The following is a 16,620-nucleotide window of genomic DNA, read 5'->3' as shown; positions in this document are numbered from 1 at the left end:
TCCTTCCGGCTCAGCCGTCCAGATGTCGGCGGAGCGCGTCGAGGGGGCCGTCCCAGTCGCGCGAGAGGGCAGCCAGGAATTGTTGTGCCACTTGCATCGGCGCGGAGTCGAGGCGATAGCGCACGCGACGCCGCTCGCCCGGTTCCGGGATCACCAAGCCCGCATCAGTCAGCAGGGCAAGGTGTTTCGCGATCGCCTGACGCGTGATGGGCAGGCGATCGGCGAGGTCGGTCGCGGTGGACGGTCCATGTGCGGCAAGTGCGGCCAGCACGGACCGCCTGCTCGGATCGGCCAGCGCGACGAAGACCCGTTCGGCGGTGGCCTCCAGCTCAGGCCGCATCGAGGTACTCGACGAGCTCACCCAGCTCGCTCTTCCAGCCACCGACATTGCCCTCGAACGCCTCCTTGTGGAGGTCGTCGGGCAGCTGGGCGAACCCGGTCTCGACGACGGTCAGCCGGGTGCCCGCCCCGACCGGCTCGAGGGTGAACTCGACATAGGTGCGCCGCGGATCGTCGTCGGGCAGGCCGTTGATCGGCCAGGTGTAGCCGAACACGGTCGGCTCCTCGACCCGCTCCACCCGCATATCCGCCGCGAACCCCTCGTTCCAGGTCATCCGCATATCCCCACCGGGCCGCAGGTCGATCTCCGCGGTATTGCCGAACCAGCTCGCCAGCCCTTCGGCGGTGGTGATCGCCGCCCACACCGTGGCGGGCGGATGCGCGAGCTCGACTGTCCGCACGATCTGATCAGGGAATCCCATGACGCCTCCATCTATTGCAACCGATTGGTTGCAACCTAGGTTATTGCAACTTACTGGTTGCGTCAAGGGTGTTCCGGACATCGACGAAGTCGCCGAAGAACGGACCGACAGGCTCGTTCGCCAGCAGGTGCAGGTTCCGGCGGGCGAGTGCGCGGGCGAACAACCGCTCCGGCTCCGACATCGGCCGTAGCGCCGCCTGCCGCAGCTGTTTTCGCAGCGCCACCACGCCGTGCCGACCGGTATCGCACAGGCTCGACAACTCGTGCGGATCGACCGTGCGGAGCAGTTGGTCATCGATCAGGCGGTCAGCTTGTGCTGCAGGCAGGACGGTCAGGCAGTCGAGCACCGTGTGCGCCGCTGTTGTCATCGGCAGCTCGGCAGTGTGGTCGACCGCGTCTTCGGGCAGGTCGCGTCGATACAAGCGTAGCCACGGCGGCGTCTTGCGGTAACGCGAAGAGGGCACGGTCGCTTCGAACAACTCCGGCTCGGGCAGCATCGCCCGCAACCACGCCGCGGTTCGGTGACTGAGGCACGCGTCGGGCAGCCATTCGATGATCGCGGCACATCGCGCGAACGCCGTCGGCTCACCCACGCAGAAGACCCCCGGCAGCAACCTGAGATAGACACTTCGCCTGCACCGGTCACCGATCGTGCTCGAAGCAACACCCTCCGCGGCCAACTGCGCCCGGGTGACGACTCTGTCCATGGGGGAATTCTGCGTGCCCGGCGGGTGGGGAACCCCCGCAAAAGGTGGGCCCTGTGGATAGTTTGCGGCCTGTGGATCAACCGGCGTAAGCGTGCAAAACGACGCTCGGGAGTCAATTTTCTGACTGAGCGGCGGCGGATTGCACGGTCACGCCGGAATCAGTGGCCACCGGTGACGCGAAAGCCTCTGGGCACCAGCCAGACCGTGACGACGGTGACGATCCCCACCACCGCGGCGGAGAGGTAGGCGGTGGTGGTGAGGGCGGTGTCGAAGGCGTGGCTCGCGGCGGCTACCAGCTGGGTGCGGGCTGGTTCGGGGAGCTCCGTCGCCACCTCGGCCGCACCGCCCACCGAGCCGCTCGCCTGGTCCACCTTGTCGGCGGGAACCGGCAGGTTGGCCATGTGCTGGCTGAAGATCCTGGCGTGCAGACTGCCGAGCAGCGCGACACCGAAACCCACACCGACCTCGTAGTTGGTCTCCTCGACCGCCCCCGCCTGGCCCGCGCGATCGGCGGGCACGGCGCCGACGAGGACAGCCGCGGCCGCGGTCACCGCCATACCGTCGCCGAGCCCGAACGACACCAGGACCAGCGCGACCACCGGGTAGGTCGTGGGTTCTGGGCTCACCGCCAACAACAGGAAGCCCAGCGACACCGCGCCGAGGCCGACCCCGAGAACGGTGCGGACACCGAACTTCTCCATCAGCATCGGGGTCAGCAGCGAGGCGGTGAGCAGGGTGAGGGCGGCGGGCAGCATCCGGATGCCGGCCTGCGACGGGCTGTAGCCGTGGACGTACTGCAACCACAGCGAGATCAGGAACATCGCCGCGCCGATGGCCATCATGGCCAGCAGGGTCGCGACGGCGGCCGCGGTGAACGCGCCGTTGCGGAACAACCGCACGTCCAGCAGCGGGTCGGTGGCGGTGAGCTGACGCCGGGTGAACCACGCCAGCGCGCCGATACCGACCAGCAGGATCGCCCAGTCGACAACGCTCGCTTCACCTTTCGCGAGATGCTTGATCCCCCAGGCCAGGCACACGATGCCCGCGATCGAGAGCGCCGCGGCGAACCAGTCGAGGCCGCCCGCCTGCGGCGCACGATATTCCGGCAGCACCCACAGCCCGACCACCACCGTCACCAGCACCACCGGCACATTCAGCCAGAACGCCGACGACCACCCGAAGTGCTCGACCAGAAACCCGCCGACGATCGGCCCCACCGTGGCGCCGACGCCTGCCACCGCCGCCCAGATCCCGATGGCCATGGTGCGCTCGCGCACATCGGTGAAGATATTGCGGATCAGCGAGAGGGTCGACGGCATCACCATCGCGCCACCGATGCCGAGCAGCACGCGGCCGCCGATCAGCTGGGCCGCGCTCCCGGCGGTCGCCGCGATCACCGAGGCGATGCCGAACAGCACGAAACCGACAATGAACAACAGCTTTCGGCCCACCCGGTCACCGAGCGCGCCCGTGGTGATGAGCAGACCGCCGAGCACCAGGCCGTAGATGTCGATGATCCACAGCTGCTCGAGCGGACCGACCTGGAGGTCGTCGATGAGCGAGGGCAGCGCGATATTGAGAATCGTGGCATCCATCGCGACCAGCAACAGGCTGGCGCACAGCACACCGAGCATCACCCACCGGATGGCACCGTAGGTCTTCTCCTGTGTGTCGCTCACGCTGGCCACCTCACCGGCCGCGAGGCCGTCGACGTCCGTTGTCGACAAGCTACCGAGTGCGACCGGGCCCTCCCGGTAATGGCTGCGGCAGGTCCGGCATGACCGACGGCCGGTGCGGTGACGAAGCACCGGACCGGCCGTGGGAGCGAGAAGGTACTAGGCCTTGTCGAATCTGGTGTCGACGAAGGACTCGAAGTCGACCTTGCCCGGGATGGCCTTGGCCTTGGTGAAGGCGTCGGCGATCTCCTGTTCGGAGGCGATCACCTGGTCGGTGAGCTTGATCGGTTCCTTGATCGAGCGGGTCCAGGTGGTGCGGGAGGCGTCGACGCTGATCTGGGTGAGTTCGGCGTACTTGGTCGACCAGGTGTCGAGATTGTCCGACGACCACTTGGTGGCGGCGGCGTAGCGCTGGAAGAAGTCGGCGATGGCGGCGGACTTGCCCGCGTCGCCGACGGCCTTGTTGCCCGCGACCCAGAAGTTGAAGCCGTTGGCGGCCTGGTCGGCGGTGGCGATCGACTTCGCGCCGATCTCCTTCTCGGCGATGGCGGTGTAGGGGTCCCAGGTCGCCCAGGCGTCGACGTCACCGCGGGTGAGCGCGGTGTAGCCGTCGGCGGGAGCCAGGTAGACCGGCTCGACATCGCCGAGCGACAGGCCCGACTTCTGCAGCTGCAACAGCAGATTGGCGTTGGCCGAGCTGCCCTTGTAGACGGCGACCTTCTTGCCCTTCAGCGCAGCGACGGAGCTGATCGAGGAGTCCTTGCCGACCAGGATCGCGTCACCCTTGCCGGTGGCCGAGAGCGCACCGACGATCTTGATGTCGGCGTTGGACGCCGCCCCGAAGATGACCGGGGTGTTGCCGGTCTGGGCGATGTCGATGCCACCGGCGCTGGCCGCCTCGACCAGTGGCAGGCCCGCGGTGAAGGTGGAGAACTCGATCTTGTAGGGCAGGTTCTCCAGCTGGCCCGATGCCTTGAGCAGCACCTCGATCGAGATCGCCTTCTGGTCCCCGACTTTCAGCGTCACGGTGCTCAGATCGACGGGCCCCGATGCCACCGCGTCGGTTGCCGCGTCGTCACCGCAGGCGCTCAGCGAGAGCGCGGCGACGACGGCGAGGGCGAGCCCGGCCAGGCGGGTCTTCGGAGTGCGTTTCACAGGAACAACTTTCGCGCTGGGGATGGTCAGTGGGTGACGCCGAGCAGCGTGAGCAGCCGCGTGGCGTAGTCGGCGATTTCCGGGGCGCCCGCGGTGCGCGGACGCGGCAGGTCGATGGGCACGTCGGCGGCGATTCGCCCCTCGTCCAGGACGAGGACGCGGTCGGCCAGGGTGATCGCCTCGAGCACATCGTGGGTCACCAGCAGCACGCCGAACGCGCGCTGGGCGTGCAGGCCGAGCAGCAGTTCGTGCATGGTCAGGCGGGTCAGCGCGTCCAGGGCGCCGAAGGGCTCGTCGAGCAGCAGCAGCGTCGGCTCGGCCACCAGCGCGCGTGCCAGTGCCGCGCGTTGCGCCTCACCACCGGACAGCGTCAGCGGCCACGCGTCCGCGCGACCGGCGAGGCCGACCTCGGCGAGCAGGTCGCGGGCGGCCTGCTCGCCGGCGCGGCGATTGCGCGGCTTGGGCCTGCCGAGGGCGACATTGCGTACCACCGGCTGCCACGGAATGAGCCGGGGTTCCTGGAACACGATTGTCGGCCTGCCGTCGACGGAAACCTCACCGCGACTGGCGGTATCGAGCCCGCCGATGATCCGCAACAAGGTGGACTTGCCCGATCCGCTGCGCCCGACCAGCGCGACGATCTCGCCCGCACCGATCTCGAGATCGATGCCGTCGAGCACTGTGCGGCTACCGAATCGCTTGCCCAGACCGGCGATTCGCGCGGCGGTTGGGCTGACGGCGGGTCTCGCGGAAAGGGATGTGACGGTAGCGGCGGTCATGACGGGATCCTCACGGTCGAGCGGCGGCGGGTGGCAGGCCTGCCGATAGCCGGGACAGGGTGGGTCCGGAGATCGGCGGTGGCGGGGTCATGACGAGATCCTCGCGATCGAACGGCGGCTTGTGGCGGGGTCGGCCGACAACCAGGACGGAGTAGGTCCCCGGGTTGGCTGAGGCGACGAAGACAGACATCAACGGTGCACCGCCGGGCGCCAGCGCAGGGCGCGGCGTTCGAGGAGACGCACGATGGAGTCGGTGAGCAGGCCGAGCAGGCTGTAGATCACCAGGCCGAACACGACGATGTCGGTGCGCAGGAATTCACGGGCGTTGTTGACGACGAAGCCGAGACCCGCACTGGCGTTGATCTGTTCGGCCACGATGAGCGAGAGCCAGGCGATGCCGAGACTCTGCCGGACACCGACCAGGATCTGCGGCAGCGCGCCGGGCAGGATCAGCAGCCGCAGCCGCTCACCGAGGCCCAGTTGCAGGGCGCTGCCGAGCTCGAGCAGTGTGGGATCGAGCTGGCGGATGCCGGCGAAGGTGTTGAGGTACAGCGGGAAGAACACGCCGAGCGCGATCAGATAGACCTTCGGTTCCTCACCGATGCCGAACCAGATGATGAACAGCGGGATCAGGCCGAACAGCGGGATGGTGCGGATCATCTGCAGCGGCGGGTCGACCGCGTATTCGCCGAGCTTGCTCAGCCCGGCCAGGACTCCGAGCACCAGCGCGAGCACCGCGCCGAGCGCGAAGCCGTACAGGGCGCGCTGGCCGGAGACCAGCAGCGCTTCACCGAGCTGGCCGGATCGGAAGGTCTCCAGTCCCGCGTCGAAGACGACCGACGGCGCGGGCAGCTTCTTGGCCGGGATCCAGCCGCTGGTGCTGCCGATCTGCCAGACGAGCAGCAGCACGATCGGCGAGAGCGCGCGCAGGAAGCCAGGGCGACGGTACAGCGGAATCCGTCGCTCGTCGGTTTCGATGGGGCTCGCCAACAGCATTCGTGCATGGTGCCCGCCCGGACAGGTCCCCCGACAGGGTTCGAATCAGCTCGAGGATTACCCGGCCCGGCTGGAGATCTGCTGGACGGCCCAGCCGTTGCCGTCGGGATCGCTGAAGAAGACGAAGCCGACATTGTCGAGCGGATGCGGTGTCGGCGACGGGTTCTGCCCGAGCGACTGCACGTCGGTGACCTCGACGCCGCGCGCCACCAATTCGGCGTGCGCCTGCTCGATATCGGGCACCACCAGCTGCAACCCCTTCAGCGAGCCGGGCGGCATCTCGGGTACCGCGCCCTTGCCGATGACGATCGAGCAGCCGGAGCCGGGCGGGGTGAGTTGCACGATACGCACGTCGTCGGAGATCACGGTGTCGTGGTCGACGACGAAGCCGAGCTGATTCGCGTAGAAATCCTTGGCCCGATCGATATCGGACACCGGGACGATCACCACTTCCAGGGTCCAGTTCACGACGTGCCTCCTGCGGTGTCGGATGGTCGCGCCAAGTCTGCCACCAGCCCCGCCTCGTCGCGGCCGAACGACCCGCTCACCGATTCCGGCGGCAGCGCCGTCGAGTCCAGCTTGTGGGCAGCGGCAGTTCGGCGGGCCGAACGGACTGCTCACGGCCTGCGTTCCCAGCGCCAGGCGTACTCGCCGACGGCTGGGGGTGGGCCTGGCAAGTCACCCTCGGCCGTCATGCCGTCGATCAGCAGGGCCAGCACCCGCTGCCGCAGCTCGGAGGTCCGCACCGGATCGGGCATCGTGACGGCGGCGCAGGCTTCCAGCAGCAGTCCGACGTCCTGCGCGTCGAAATCGGCCCGCAGCCGTCCACTCGCGTGGGCCCGGCGCACCAGCTCCGTGGCCGCCTCGCCCGAATGGGTCACGTCGGGCAGCATCGACTCGTCGGGGGTGAATGTGCCGGCGAGCTTCACCGTCAGCGAGTGCACGTCGGCATCGACCACCCGTTCCAGGAACCCGACGAATCCGCGCCAGCCGTCCGAATCCTCCAGTGCGGCATCGGCTTCGGCATTGAACCGGCGCAGCCCCTCGTGACACAGCGTGCGCAGCAGCACCTCCTTGCTCGGATAACGCCGGTAGAGCGCGCTGATCCCGACGCCGGCCCGCTCCGCGACGGCCGCGATCGGCGCGCTCGGATCGTCGAGGAACACGGCGCGGGCGGCGTCGAGGATCAGCCCGTCGTTGCGCGCGGCTTGCGCCTTGCGGCCGGGTAAGCGGGGCTGAGCTGCGGCTTCGGTCTGCTTCGGCATGAATATCAGCCTACCACTTGAAACGGAATGATCCGTTCTGCTACATTTGGAACAGAACGAAACATTCCGTTTCAATAGAAGGAGTCGTCATGACCACCACGGCCACCATCACCCCCTTCCGCATCGATGTCCCCCAGGCCCGTCTCGACGACCTCGCCGCCCGCCTGCGCGGCGCGCTGTACCCGGACGAGCTGCCCGGCGTCGGCGATTCCTACGGCGTCCCGGCCGAGCGCGTCCGCAGCCTCGCCCAGTACTGGCTCGAGCAGTTCGACTGGCGCGCACTGGAATCCGAGCTGAACGCGTACCCGCAGTTCACCACCGAGATCGAGGGCGAGGACATCCACTTCCTGCACATCCGCTCCTCGCGCCCGGACGCGACGCCGGTGATCCTGACCCACGGCTGGCCCGGCTCGATCCTGGAATACGTCGACGTCATCGCGCCGCTCACCGAGCCGGAATCGGCCGAGGATCCCGCCTTCCACCTGGTCATCCCGTCGCTGCCCGGCTTCGGGTTCTCCGGCCCGACCCGCAGCACCGGCTGGAACCGTTACCGCACCGCCCGCGCCTGGGCGGAGTTGATGGCGCGCCTCGGCTACGAGCGCTACGGCGCCATCGGCAACGACGGCGGCTCGATGGTCTCGCCCGAGCTCGGCCGGATCGCGCCGGAGAAGGTGGTCGGCGTGCACGTCACCCAGCTGTTCTCGTTCCCGTCCGGCGACCCGGCGGAGTTCGAGGGTCTCTCGGAGGCGGATATGGCCGCGCTGCAGCACCTTCAGTGGTTCCACGAGAACAAGATGGCCTTCAACACCCTGCACAGCCAGCAGCCGCAGACCCTGGCCTACGCCCTCGCCGACTCCCCGATCGGCCTGCTCGGCTGGAACTCCCAGCTGTTCGGCGAATCGCTCGACGCGCAGTTCATCGTCGCGAATGTGGCGCTGTACTGGCTCACCGGGACCGCGGGTTCCTCGCTGCGGTTCTACTACGAGGACGCGCACGCCACCGAGCACCCGGCCGAGCCGACCGTCGTGCCGACCGGGCTGGCGATGTTCGCCGGCGATTTCCAGTCGATCCGCCGGTTCGCCGAGCGCGACCATAGCAACATCGTGAGCTGGAATTCCTACGACACCGCCGCGGCATCCGGCGGCGCGAACGACGCGGCCGGGCACTATGCCGCGCACGAGGCGCCCGAGGTGCTTGTCGGCGATATCCGCCGGTTCTTCGCCGGCCTCGCCTGATTCGGCTTCGGTGCCGCGGCCCACGCTCCCCTCATCGGTGCGTGGGTCGCGACCCATTCGAATCATGCACCAGCACAGTGTGATACGCGCCCCAAAGGCGGCAATCAGTGGTGCTCGTGCAGGTCACCCCAGGCCGGGAAGGGATCGCCGTAGCCGGTCCAGGCGGCCGGCCCCGCCGCGAACTCCGCATCGGTGAGCAGCGCGGCATCGAGTTCGCGCCGGACCCCGGCCTTGTCGAGACGCACCCCGATGAAGACGATCTCCTGCCCCGCGGGCACCTCGAGCGAAGACCACCACGCCCCCGGCTCGAAGGTCAGATTCGGACCGGCCTGCGACCAGATCGCGGCGAGCTCAGGACGACTCGCGATCCAGCAGAATCCCTTGCTGCGCAACATCCCCCGCAATCCGGACAGCGCGGCACCGAGCCGCTCCGGATGGAACGGACGGTCGGCGGTATAGGTGAGGCTGCTGATCCCGTACTCCTCGGTTTCGGGAATGTGGCCGCCCGCCAGTTCCTCCGCCCAGCCCTCGGCCTCGGCGGCCACGACCGGGTTGTAGCGGCCGGTGCCGAGCACCTCGTCCAGCGCGACGACGCCCTTCTCGGTGCGCAGGACATGCGCACGCGGATTGAGCCGCCGCACCGTCGCCTCCACGGTGGCCGCGGCGTTCGCGCTCACCAGATCGGCCTTGTTGATCAGCAGGACGTCGGCGAACTCCACCTGGTCCACCAGCAGATCCGCGATGGTGCGCGAATCACCCTCGCCCGCTTCGAGTGCCCGCTCGGCCAGCGCTTGGCCCTTGACCAGTTCGGCCAGGAAGGTCGAGGCGTCGACGACGGTCACCATGGTGTCGAGGCGGGCGAGGTCGCCGAGGCGGAAGCCGTCCTCGAATTCCCAGTCGAAGGTCGCGGCCACCGGCATCGGCTCGGAGATGCCGGTCGACTCGATCACCAGCTGGTCGAACCGGCCGTCGCGGGCGAGCCGGGCGACCGCCTCGATCAGGTCCTCGCGCAGCGTGCAGCAGATGCAGCCGTTGGTCAGCTCGACCAGTTTCTCCTCGGTGCGGTCGAGATGACCCTGGCCTGCGACGAGCGCGGCGTCGATATTGACCTCGCTCATGTCGTTGACGATGACCGCGACCCGGCGACCGTCCCGGTTGGCGAGGATGTGGTTGAGCAGGGTGGTCTTGCCCGCGCCGAGAAAGCCGGACAGGACGGTGACGGGCAGGGGTGCGGTGGCGGCGGAGTTGGTCACCAGTTAATGATAATGGTTTTCATTTGCTGTTCCTAGGTGGGGTCTCGGAACCGGACGGCCGGTCGTAGGGTTGGGGCGTGAAGATGTTGCCGCTGACCCCCGATGGCCAGACCCCCGTCCGCGCGCTCACCATCGCGGGCACCGATTCCGGTGGCGGCGCGGGCATCCAGGCCGATTCGCGGACCATGGCGCTGTGCGGTGTGCACGCCTGCGTCGCGGTGGCGGCGGTGACCGTGCAGAACACGGTGGGCGTCAGCGGATTTCACGAGATCCCGCCACAGATCGTGGCCGATCAGGTGCGGGTGGTCGTCCGCGATATCGGGATCGGCGCGGCCAAGACCGGCATGCTGGCTTCCACCGCGATCATCGAGGCCGTCGCCGAGGTGTGCCGTGAGGTCGGGATCGGGCGCGAGGCCGCTGTTCCGCTCGTCGTCGACCCGGTCGCCGCGTCGATGCACGGCGATCCGCTGCTGCACGCCGAGGCACTCGACGCGGTGCGCAACACGCTCATCCCGCTGGCGACGGTGGTCACCCCGAATCTCGACGAGGTCCGCTTGATCACCGGCGTCGAGGTCGTCGACGACGCCACCGCCCGCAAGGCCGCCGAGGCGCTGCACGCGCTGGGCGCGCAGTGGGCGATCGTGAAGGGCGGCCACCTGCGCGCCTCGGAGTACAGCACCGACCTGCTCTACGACGGCGACACCTTCCGCGAGTTCAGCGCGCCGCGCATCGCCACCGGCAACGATCACGGCGGCGGCGACACCCTCGCCGCGGCCATCGCCAGCGCACTCGCCAACGGGTACTCGGTGCCCGACGCGGTCGCCTTCGCCAAGGAGTGGACCTATCGCTGCCTGGCCGCTTCCTACGATCTCGGCGCAGGCCACGGGCCTGTTTCGCCGCTGTGGCGGTTGCACACTGACGCCTAGCGTGGCGTCGCGAACTTGTCGGTGGGCGGGTTCATACTGAATTCGCCGCACCCCCACCGGCTCCAACGACGTAGCCGGCGAGAACAACGGAGTTCGTGCCGGGCGCGGCAGCAGAAGCGTTCAGTCGACGACGAACGCGTCGCGCAGCGGCTTGGACGGGTCGATCCTGACTCCGTTGAAGCGCGCGTGCGCCTGTGCCAGCGCCGAGATGCTCTCGGCCAGATACTCGACGAATCGCTCGACCGGCATTGCCGAGACTTCGCGCTGATTCGCGCCGAGCCACCAGTCCGTTGCCGAGGCCACCGCACCGAAAATCGAATAGTTCACCAGTTCGATCCCGGCCACGTCGACCGATTCGGTCGGCAGCAGACCGGCGAAGAATTCGGCAGCGCGCCGCGCGGACTGCCTGGCGGCGACCAACGCCCGTTCCGTTTCCTTGGCCTGCTGGCTGAAATGACTGTGCAGCATGAACCGGAAGACATTCGGGTGTTCCGAGACCACCGCGACGTATTCGGCGGCGGCGCGACGGACCAGGTCAGCGACGGAATCGTCGGTGAGATTCACCCCGCTGAGCATGCGCTCCCACAGCATGTCGCGGACCCGGTCGACGATCGCGTTGTAGAGGTCGGTCTTGTCCTCGAAATGCCGGTAGAGCTTCGGCTTGGCCGCGCCCGCTTCCTTGGCGATATCGCCCATGCTCACATCTGGGCCGACCCGATCCAGGGCACGGAAAGCGGCGTCGACGAATTCGATGCGCACCTGAACCCGGTGTTCGCGCCACCGCTCGGTCCGCGCATCGACACGACGGACCGGCTCGTCTGCCTTCCGGTAACCGCGCGTCACGGTCAGCAGCTTATTGGCGCGGTCGGCCCGTGCGCTGCGCGGGGCAACATTTGCCGGACCGGCAAGCTTTCTTGCGGAATTTCCGCGAGCTCCCGCACCATCGAATCGTCTACGCGTCCGCCAACCGACAGGAGCCCCGATGACCGAGACCGCACCGACCCCCGAACAGTTCTGGGAAGACTTCTACCGCGAGCGGGACCAGATCTGGACCGGCAACGCCAACAAGACCCTGGTCAGCGAGGTCACCGGGCTGCCGGCGGGCACCGCGCTCGACCTCGGCTGCGGCGAGGGCGGCGACGCGATCTGGCTGGCTCAGCAGGGCTGGCAGGTCACCGCGGTCGACGTCTCCGCGACGGCGCTGGAACGCGGCGCCCGGCACGCGGCCGACGCGGGCGTGCGGATCACCTGGGAGCGCCACGACCTCCAGACGAGCTTCCCGGCGGGCACCTTCGACCTGGTCTCCGCGCAGTTCCTGCACTCACCGGTGGAACGCCCCGACGAGCGCCCGACCATCCTGCGCAAGGCCGCGGCCGCCGTCGCGCCTGGTGGCGTGCTGGTGATCGGCAGCCACGCGCACTGGCCGACCTGGGTGACCACCCCGCCGCACGACGTCTCCTTCCCGACCATCGAGCAGATGCTCGCGCAGCTCGACCTCGGCCCCGAGTGGGAGGTGGAGGCCGCGGGACTGATCACCAGCCCGTCGAAGAGCCCCGACGACGTCGAGGGCGAACGCGCCGACAGCGTGCTGCGCATTCGTCGCGGCTAGCGGGGGTGGTCAGCTACCCTGGGCGCCCGCCGCGGCTTTCGGCACCGCGTCGCCGTTGCTGCGTCGAGACAGCACGTAGAGCACCCACATGACGATCGGCAGCAGGATGTCGGTCCACAGCGGGATCCCGATGTTGTAGGGCTTGGTGTTGTCCTCGGCCACCCAGTAGTAGATGTGCCCGGCCGCGTCGCCCCAGTACTGAATGGTCAAGACGACGATCACGCACAACCAGAAGTGGCCTCGGAACCAATAGGCCATGATGCCGACCACGCCGATGGCCAGGTCGCCCATCGCGTTCTCCCATTGGAAGCCGCCGTCGCCGCGGGTGTAGCCGATCTGTTCGGCGACATTCGCGCCGTCGAAGATGTGCGCGGCCGCGCCGAGAACGGACGCGACGCCGACAACAGCCACCATCCACCACACCATGTGGACGTCGGCCGCCGGGCGGCCCGGCCTGCGTCGGATCTGCACGAACGCGCCGATGAGGGCGACCAGCACCGCGATGATCGTTGGCATCGAAAATGCCTCCATGCTTCCAGGCGATCACTGTTCCAGCATGTCGTCGAACTCTCCCAGCTTAGCCAGCTCGGCGGCTGCCGCCGATCCCCAGCAACCTCCCAGCTCGGTCCCAGCTCGGTGGCAGCGCCGCCGCCGAGGGTGGTGCCATGACCCAGACCGAGGCCGAGCCACAGCCCACGCAGAGCACCCGCGCGCCGGTGCTCGACGTGGTGATTCCCGTCTACAACGAAGAAACCGATCTAGGGGTGTGCGTGCGCAGGCTGCACGCCTACCTGCGCGCGGGATTCCCGTTCACCGCCCGGATCACGATCGCCGACAACGCCAGCACCGATGCCACCCTGGCCGTGGCGCAGCTGCTGGCGACCGAACTCGACGGCATCCGGGTTCTGCACCTGGACGCCAAGGGCCGCGGGCGAGCGCTGCGCACCGCGTGGACCGGATCGGACGCGGCGGTGGTGGCGTACATGGACGTCGACCTGTCGACCGATCTGGACGCGTTGCTGCCGCTGGTCGCGCCGCTGGTGTCCGGACATTCCGATCTGGCGATCGGCACCCGGCTCGACGCGGCGGCCAGGGTGGTGCGCGGACCCAAGCGCGAGATCATCTCCCGCTGCTACAACCTGCTGCTGAAAACCACACTGCGCGCGCACTTCTCCGACGCCCAGTGCGGTTTCAAAGCCGTGCGCACCGAGGTCGCCCGTGAGCTGCTGCCGCTGGTGCGCGACGGCGAATGGTTCTTCGACACCGAACTGCTGGTCCTGGCCGAGCGCGCCGGGCTGCGCATCCACGAGGTACCCGTCGACTGGATCGACGACCCCGACAGCCGGGTCGACATCATCGACACCGCCCGCAAGGACCTGCGCGGAATCTGGCGGCTGACCAGGGCGCTGGCCACCGGCGCGCTGCCGCTGGACGAACTGCGCGCCGCCGTCGGCCGGGAACCGCTCGTGGCCGGGGTGCCGCTCGGGATGGTCGGCCAGCTGGTGCGATTCGCGATCGTCGGCGTGAGCTCGACACTGGCCTACATCGTGCTGTACCTGCTGCTGCAACCGCTGTTCGGCGGGCAGGGCGCGAATCTGGTGGCGCTGCTGGTGACCGCGGTGGGCAATACCGCGGCCAACCGGACGTTCACGTTCGGCGTGCGTGGCCGCAGGGACGCGGTGTCACACCAGTTCCAGGGCCTGGCGATCTTCGGGTTCGGGCTGGCGATCACCAGCGGTTCGCTGTTCGCCCTGCACCGCTGGGCACCCGAGGCACCCGTCGCGGTGGAACTCGGCGTCCTCGTCACCGCCAATCTCGTTGCGACACTCGCCCGTTTCGTCGGCCTGCGCTGGGTCTTCCGGCACGCGGGCTCCGACCGCGCCGTGAGCACCGCTGACGGCTCGGTCTGCCGACACTCGGCCACTGAGCCCGCTGCATGTGTCACCACCACCGGCAATCCGGCCGCCGACCGCCCAGCGACCACCACCATTGGCGTGGATTCGACACACCGCCCGGACCTGGAGGTACGTCGATGACTGCCACGATCGCGCGACCGGTATCCAGCGGCGCTGTGGCCACCGATGTGGCTCGAACACGCTGGGAATTACCGGGATTGGCGGTGCTGCTGGTCGTCACCACCATCGCCTATCTGATCAATCTGAGCGCCAACGGGTGGGGCAACGACTTCTACGCCGCTGCCGTGCAAGCGGGTTCGCAATCGTGGGAGGCGTTCTTCTTCGGCTCCTCCGATGCAGCGAACTCGATCACCGTGGACAAACCGCCCGCCTCGCTGTGGGTGATGGAGCTGTCGGTGCGGCTGTTCGGGCTCAACAGCTGGAGCATGCTCGTACCGCAGGTGCTGCTCGGCGTCGCATCGGTCGCGGCGCTGTGGGCGGCGGTACGGCGGACGTTCGGACCCGCCGCGGGATTGATCGCGGGCACCGTGCTCGCGGTGACTCCCGTCGCGGTGCTGATGTTCCGGTTCAACAACCCCGACGCCCTGCTGGTGCTGCTGATGACCGCGGCGGCCTGGGCGATGACCCGCGCCGTAGCCGACGGCCGGTGGCGCTGGCTGCTGCTCACCGGCGGGCTGATCGGCTTCGGCTTCCTCGCCAAGCAGTTGCAGGTGCTGCTGGTGGTGCCCGCGCTGGCGCTCACCTATCTGATCGCGGGCCCGCCCAAGCTGGGCAAGCGCATCGCGCAGCTGTTCGCCGCCGGTGCGGCGATGGTCGTCGCGGCGGGCTGGTGGCTGCTGACGGTGGAACTCTGGCCTGCCGATCGGCGGCCGTGGATCGGTGGGTCGCAGGAGAATTCGATCATCGAACTCACCCTCGGCTACAACGGGCTCGGCCGGTTGAACGGCAACGAGCGCGGCAGCGTCGGACCCGGCGGAGAACTGCCGGCGGGCGGCAACGGGATGTGGGGCAGCACCGGGATCACCCGGCTGTTCGAGCCGGCGCAGGGCGGTCAGATCGCCTGGCTGATCCCGGCCGCGCTGGTCGCCCTGGTCGCGGGACTCGTCCTGCGCGGACGGGCCCCGCGCACCGACCGCCGCCGCGCCGCGCTGATCCTCTGGGGCGGTTGGCTACTCGTCACCGGCCTGGTGTTCAGCTACATGGCGGGGATCTTCCACCAGTACTACACGGTGGCCCTCGCCCCCGCCGTCGCCGCGCTGATCGGCATCGGCGCCGTGCAACTGTGGGGCGCCCGGGACCGCCTGTGGGTGCGCCTCACCTGCGCGCTCGCCATCGGCCTCACCACGGCGACCGCGTGGGTGCTGTTGTCGCGCAGCGCTTCCTTCCAGCCGTGGCTGCGCTGGACGATCCTGGTGGTCGGCGTCCTCGCGACCATCGTGGCAGCCTTCCCGCTGGCGCGCAGACAGTCCGTGATCGCCGCGATCGCCGCGGCCTTCATCGGCCTCGCCGGTCCGGTCGCCTACTCCGTCGACACCCTCGCCACCGCGCACTCCGGCGCGATTCCGTCCGCCGGGCCGAATGCCAGTGGCATGGGCGGAATGGGTGGACCCGGAATGCGTCCCGACGGGGGCGGCGGTCGGATGGGTGCCGCGCCTGGCAACGCCGGAACCGGCACTATGCCCCCGGACGGCTCCGCCGGGCAGGGTGGCGCTATGCCACCGGACGGCTCGACTACCCCGGGTGGCAACTCCACCGCGCCGGACGGTTCCACCGCGCAAGGCGGCAGTACGCCCTCGGACGGCGCTGCCGCGCCGGGCGGCAGCATGCCGTCGGGCGGTTCTGCGAGTCAGCGAGGCGCGGCGCAGCAGGACGATGCCGTGCAGGGTGGTCGCATGGGCGGTGCGGGTGGTTTGCTCGGCGGCTCACGTCCGAGCGAGCAGATCGTCACGCTGCTCGAACAGAACGGAGGCGACTACACCTGGGTCGCCGCGACAGTCGGCTCCAACAGCGCCGCCGGATACCAGCTGGCCACCGAACTGCCCGTGATGCCGATCGGCGGCTTCAACGGCAGCGACCCGTCCCCCACCCTCGAACAGTTCCAGCGCTACGTCGCCGATGGCAAGATCCACTACTTCGTTGCGGGCGGCAGGGGCGGACCCGGCGGGACCAGCGAGTCGACCAGCTCGGCGATCACCGCCTGGGTGACGGCGAACTACACCGCCACCACGGTCGACGGAGTGACGCTCTACGACCTGACCCAACCGAAGTCGTAGTCGCCACGAAGCTCTGGAGCGGCCCGGCCCTACCGAACAGGCCTGGTGGATCACGCCGATCCACCAGGCC

The 16,620-nt window shown here is 68.8% G+C and carries 17 protein-coding genes; 5 read left to right on the top strand and 12 right to left on the bottom strand.

The features are described from left to right. Positions 1-10 precede the first annotated feature (10 nt). From ACWF9G_RS04880 to ACWF9G_RS04840, 9 genes are all read right to left on the bottom strand, one after another. A complete protein-coding gene (locus tag ACWF9G_RS04880) occupies positions 11-340 on the bottom strand; it encodes an ArsR/SmtB family transcription factor (RefSeq protein WP_379304282.1) in 330 nt (109 codons plus the stop codon). Beyond that, positions 330-761 carry an SRPBCC domain-containing protein gene (locus tag ACWF9G_RS04875; RefSeq protein ID WP_379304280.1) on the bottom strand — a complete coding sequence of 144 codons (432 nt, stop codon included), beginning with the start codon at positions 759-761 and terminating at the stop codon, positions 330-332. The genes ACWF9G_RS04880 and ACWF9G_RS04875 overlap by 11 nt, the downstream gene beginning before the upstream one ends. A 40-nt stretch (positions 762-801) precedes the next feature. Continuing rightward, positions 802-1,467: an endonuclease domain-containing protein gene (locus ACWF9G_RS04870; protein ID WP_452513729.1), complete on the bottom strand. Its 666-nt coding sequence runs from the start codon at positions 1,465-1,467 to the stop codon at positions 802-804. 158 nt (positions 1,468-1,625) lie between these two features. Beyond that, the gene (locus ACWF9G_RS04865; RefSeq protein ID WP_379304276.1) at positions 1,626-3,146 is read right to left on the bottom strand and encodes an MFS transporter; all 1,521 of its coding nucleotides are present in this window, start codon (positions 3,144-3,146) and stop codon (positions 1,626-1,628) included. 156 nt (positions 3,147-3,302) lie between these two features. Continuing rightward, positions 3,303-4,298, bottom strand: coding sequence for an ABC transporter substrate-binding protein (locus tag ACWF9G_RS04860; protein WP_452513727.1), 996 nt, complete (start codon positions 4,296-4,298; stop codon positions 3,303-3,305). A gap of 26 nt (positions 4,299-4,324) precedes the next feature. Next, positions 4,325-5,077: an ABC transporter ATP-binding protein gene (locus tag ACWF9G_RS04855; RefSeq protein WP_452513725.1), complete on the bottom strand. Its 753-nt coding sequence runs from the start codon at positions 5,075-5,077 to the stop codon at positions 4,325-4,327. Positions 5,078-5,266: 189 nt separating this feature from the next. Then, complete coding sequence (locus ACWF9G_RS04850; RefSeq protein WP_452513723.1) at positions 5,267-6,073, bottom strand: ABC transporter permease; 807 nt, start codon at positions 6,071-6,073, stop codon at positions 5,267-5,269. 57 nt (positions 6,074-6,130) lie between these two features. Then, complete coding sequence (locus ACWF9G_RS04845; protein ID WP_379029497.1) at positions 6,131-6,541, bottom strand: VOC family protein; 411 nt, start codon at positions 6,539-6,541, stop codon at positions 6,131-6,133. 149 nt (positions 6,542-6,690) lie between these two features. Then, positions 6,691-7,338, bottom strand: coding sequence for a TetR/AcrR family transcriptional regulator (locus ACWF9G_RS04840; RefSeq protein WP_379304266.1), 648 nt, complete (start codon positions 7,336-7,338; stop codon positions 6,691-6,693). 89 nt (positions 7,339-7,427) lie between these two features. On the opposite strand from ACWF9G_RS04840, the gene ACWF9G_RS04835 reads away from it, so the two are divergent. Then, a complete protein-coding gene (locus ACWF9G_RS04835) occupies positions 7,428-8,573 on the top strand; it encodes an epoxide hydrolase family protein (RefSeq protein ID WP_452513720.1) in 1,146 nt (381 codons plus the stop codon). A 104-nt stretch (positions 8,574-8,677) separates the two neighbouring features. Here the strand turns inward: ACWF9G_RS04835 and ACWF9G_RS04830 are convergent, their stop codons facing one another. Continuing rightward, positions 8,678-9,826 (bottom strand): GTP-binding protein, encoded by a 1,149-nt coding sequence (locus ACWF9G_RS04830; protein ID WP_452513718.1) that lies wholly within the window; start codon positions 9,824-9,826, stop codon positions 8,678-8,680. 77 nt (positions 9,827-9,903) lie between these two features. Here ACWF9G_RS04830 and thiD point away from each other — a divergent pair, with 77 nt between their 5' ends. After that, entirely contained in the window at positions 9,904-10,752 is an 849-nt protein-coding gene (thiD, locus tag ACWF9G_RS04825) for a bifunctional hydroxymethylpyrimidine kinase/phosphomethylpyrimidine kinase (RefSeq protein ID WP_379304260.1), read from the top strand. Between the two features lie 120 nt (positions 10,753-10,872). Here the strand turns inward: thiD and ACWF9G_RS04820 are convergent, their stop codons facing one another. Then, entirely contained in the window at positions 10,873-11,595 is a 723-nt protein-coding gene (locus ACWF9G_RS04820; protein WP_379304258.1) for a TetR/AcrR family transcriptional regulator, read from the bottom strand. Positions 11,596-11,734: 139 nt separating this feature from the next. Here ACWF9G_RS04820 and ACWF9G_RS04815 point away from each other — a divergent pair, with 139 nt between their 5' ends. Beyond that, complete coding sequence (locus ACWF9G_RS04815; RefSeq protein WP_452513715.1) at positions 11,735-12,361, top strand: class I SAM-dependent methyltransferase; 627 nt, start codon at positions 11,735-11,737, stop codon at positions 12,359-12,361. A 9-nt stretch (positions 12,362-12,370) separates the two neighbouring features. On the opposite strand, the gene ACWF9G_RS04810 is transcribed toward ACWF9G_RS04815, so the two are convergent. Continuing rightward, complete coding sequence (locus ACWF9G_RS04810; RefSeq protein WP_452513713.1) at positions 12,371-12,877, bottom strand: DUF6790 family protein; 507 nt, start codon at positions 12,875-12,877, stop codon at positions 12,371-12,373. A 149-nt stretch (positions 12,878-13,026) separates the two neighbouring features. Between ACWF9G_RS04810 and ACWF9G_RS04805 the strand changes: the two genes are divergently transcribed. After that, a complete protein-coding gene (locus ACWF9G_RS04805; RefSeq protein ID WP_452513711.1) occupies positions 13,027-14,397 on the top strand; it encodes a glycosyltransferase in 1,371 nt (456 codons plus the stop codon). Then, the gene (locus ACWF9G_RS04800) at positions 14,394-16,550 is read left to right on the top strand and encodes a glycosyltransferase family 39 protein (protein WP_452513709.1); all 2,157 of its coding nucleotides are present in this window, start codon (positions 14,394-14,396) and stop codon (positions 16,548-16,550) included. Before ACWF9G_RS04805 ends, ACWF9G_RS04800 begins: the two co-directional genes overlap by 4 nt. Positions 16,551-16,620 lie beyond the last annotated feature (70 nt).

It is taken from the genome of Nocardia sp. NPDC055029 (genome assembly GCF_053608525.1).
The sequence above is the reverse complement of the archived record's forward strand: the minus strand, read 5'-3'. Positions and strand labels throughout refer to the sequence as shown.

What these genes read in the sequence shown, in the direction of transcription:
- ACWF9G_RS04875 (WP_379304280.1), bottom strand. Translation starts at nt 761, where the DNA reads ATGGGATTCCCTGATCAGATCGTGCGGACAGTCGAGCTCGCGCATCCG.
- ACWF9G_RS04810 (WP_452513713.1), bottom strand. Translation starts at nt 12,877, where the DNA reads ATGCCAACGATCATCGCGGTGCTGGTCGCCCTCATCGGCGCGTTCGTG.
- ACWF9G_RS04880 (WP_379304282.1), bottom strand. Translation starts at nt 340, where the DNA reads ATGCGGCCTGAGCTGGAGGCCACCGCCGAACGGGTCTTCGTCGCGCTG.
- ACWF9G_RS04855 (WP_452513725.1), bottom strand. Translation starts at nt 5,077, where the DNA reads ATGACCGCCGCTACCGTCACATCCCTTTCCGCGAGACCCGCCGTCAGC.
- ACWF9G_RS04840 (WP_379304266.1), bottom strand. Translation starts at nt 7,338, where the DNA reads ATGCCGAAGCAGACCGAAGCCGCAGCTCAGCCCCGCTTACCCGGCCGC.
- ACWF9G_RS04835 (WP_452513720.1), top strand. Translation starts at nt 7,428, where the DNA reads ATGACCACCACGGCCACCATCACCCCCTTCCGCATCGATGTCCCCCAG.
- ACWF9G_RS04870 (WP_452513729.1), bottom strand. Translation starts at nt 1,467, where the DNA reads ATGGACAGAGTCGTCACCCGGGCGCAGTTGGCCGCGGAGGGTGTTGCT.
- ACWF9G_RS04815 (WP_452513715.1), top strand. Translation starts at nt 11,735, where the DNA reads ATGACCGAGACCGCACCGACCCCCGAACAGTTCTGGGAAGACTTCTAC.
- ACWF9G_RS04850 (WP_452513723.1), bottom strand. Translation starts at nt 6,073, where the DNA reads ATGCTGTTGGCGAGCCCCATCGAAACCGACGAGCGACGGATTCCGCTG.
- ACWF9G_RS04805 (WP_452513711.1), top strand. Translation starts at nt 13,027, where the DNA reads ATGACCCAGACCGAGGCCGAGCCACAGCCCACGCAGAGCACCCGCGCG.
- ACWF9G_RS04800 (WP_452513709.1), top strand. Translation starts at nt 14,394, where the DNA reads ATGACTGCCACGATCGCGCGACCGGTATCCAGCGGCGCTGTGGCCACC.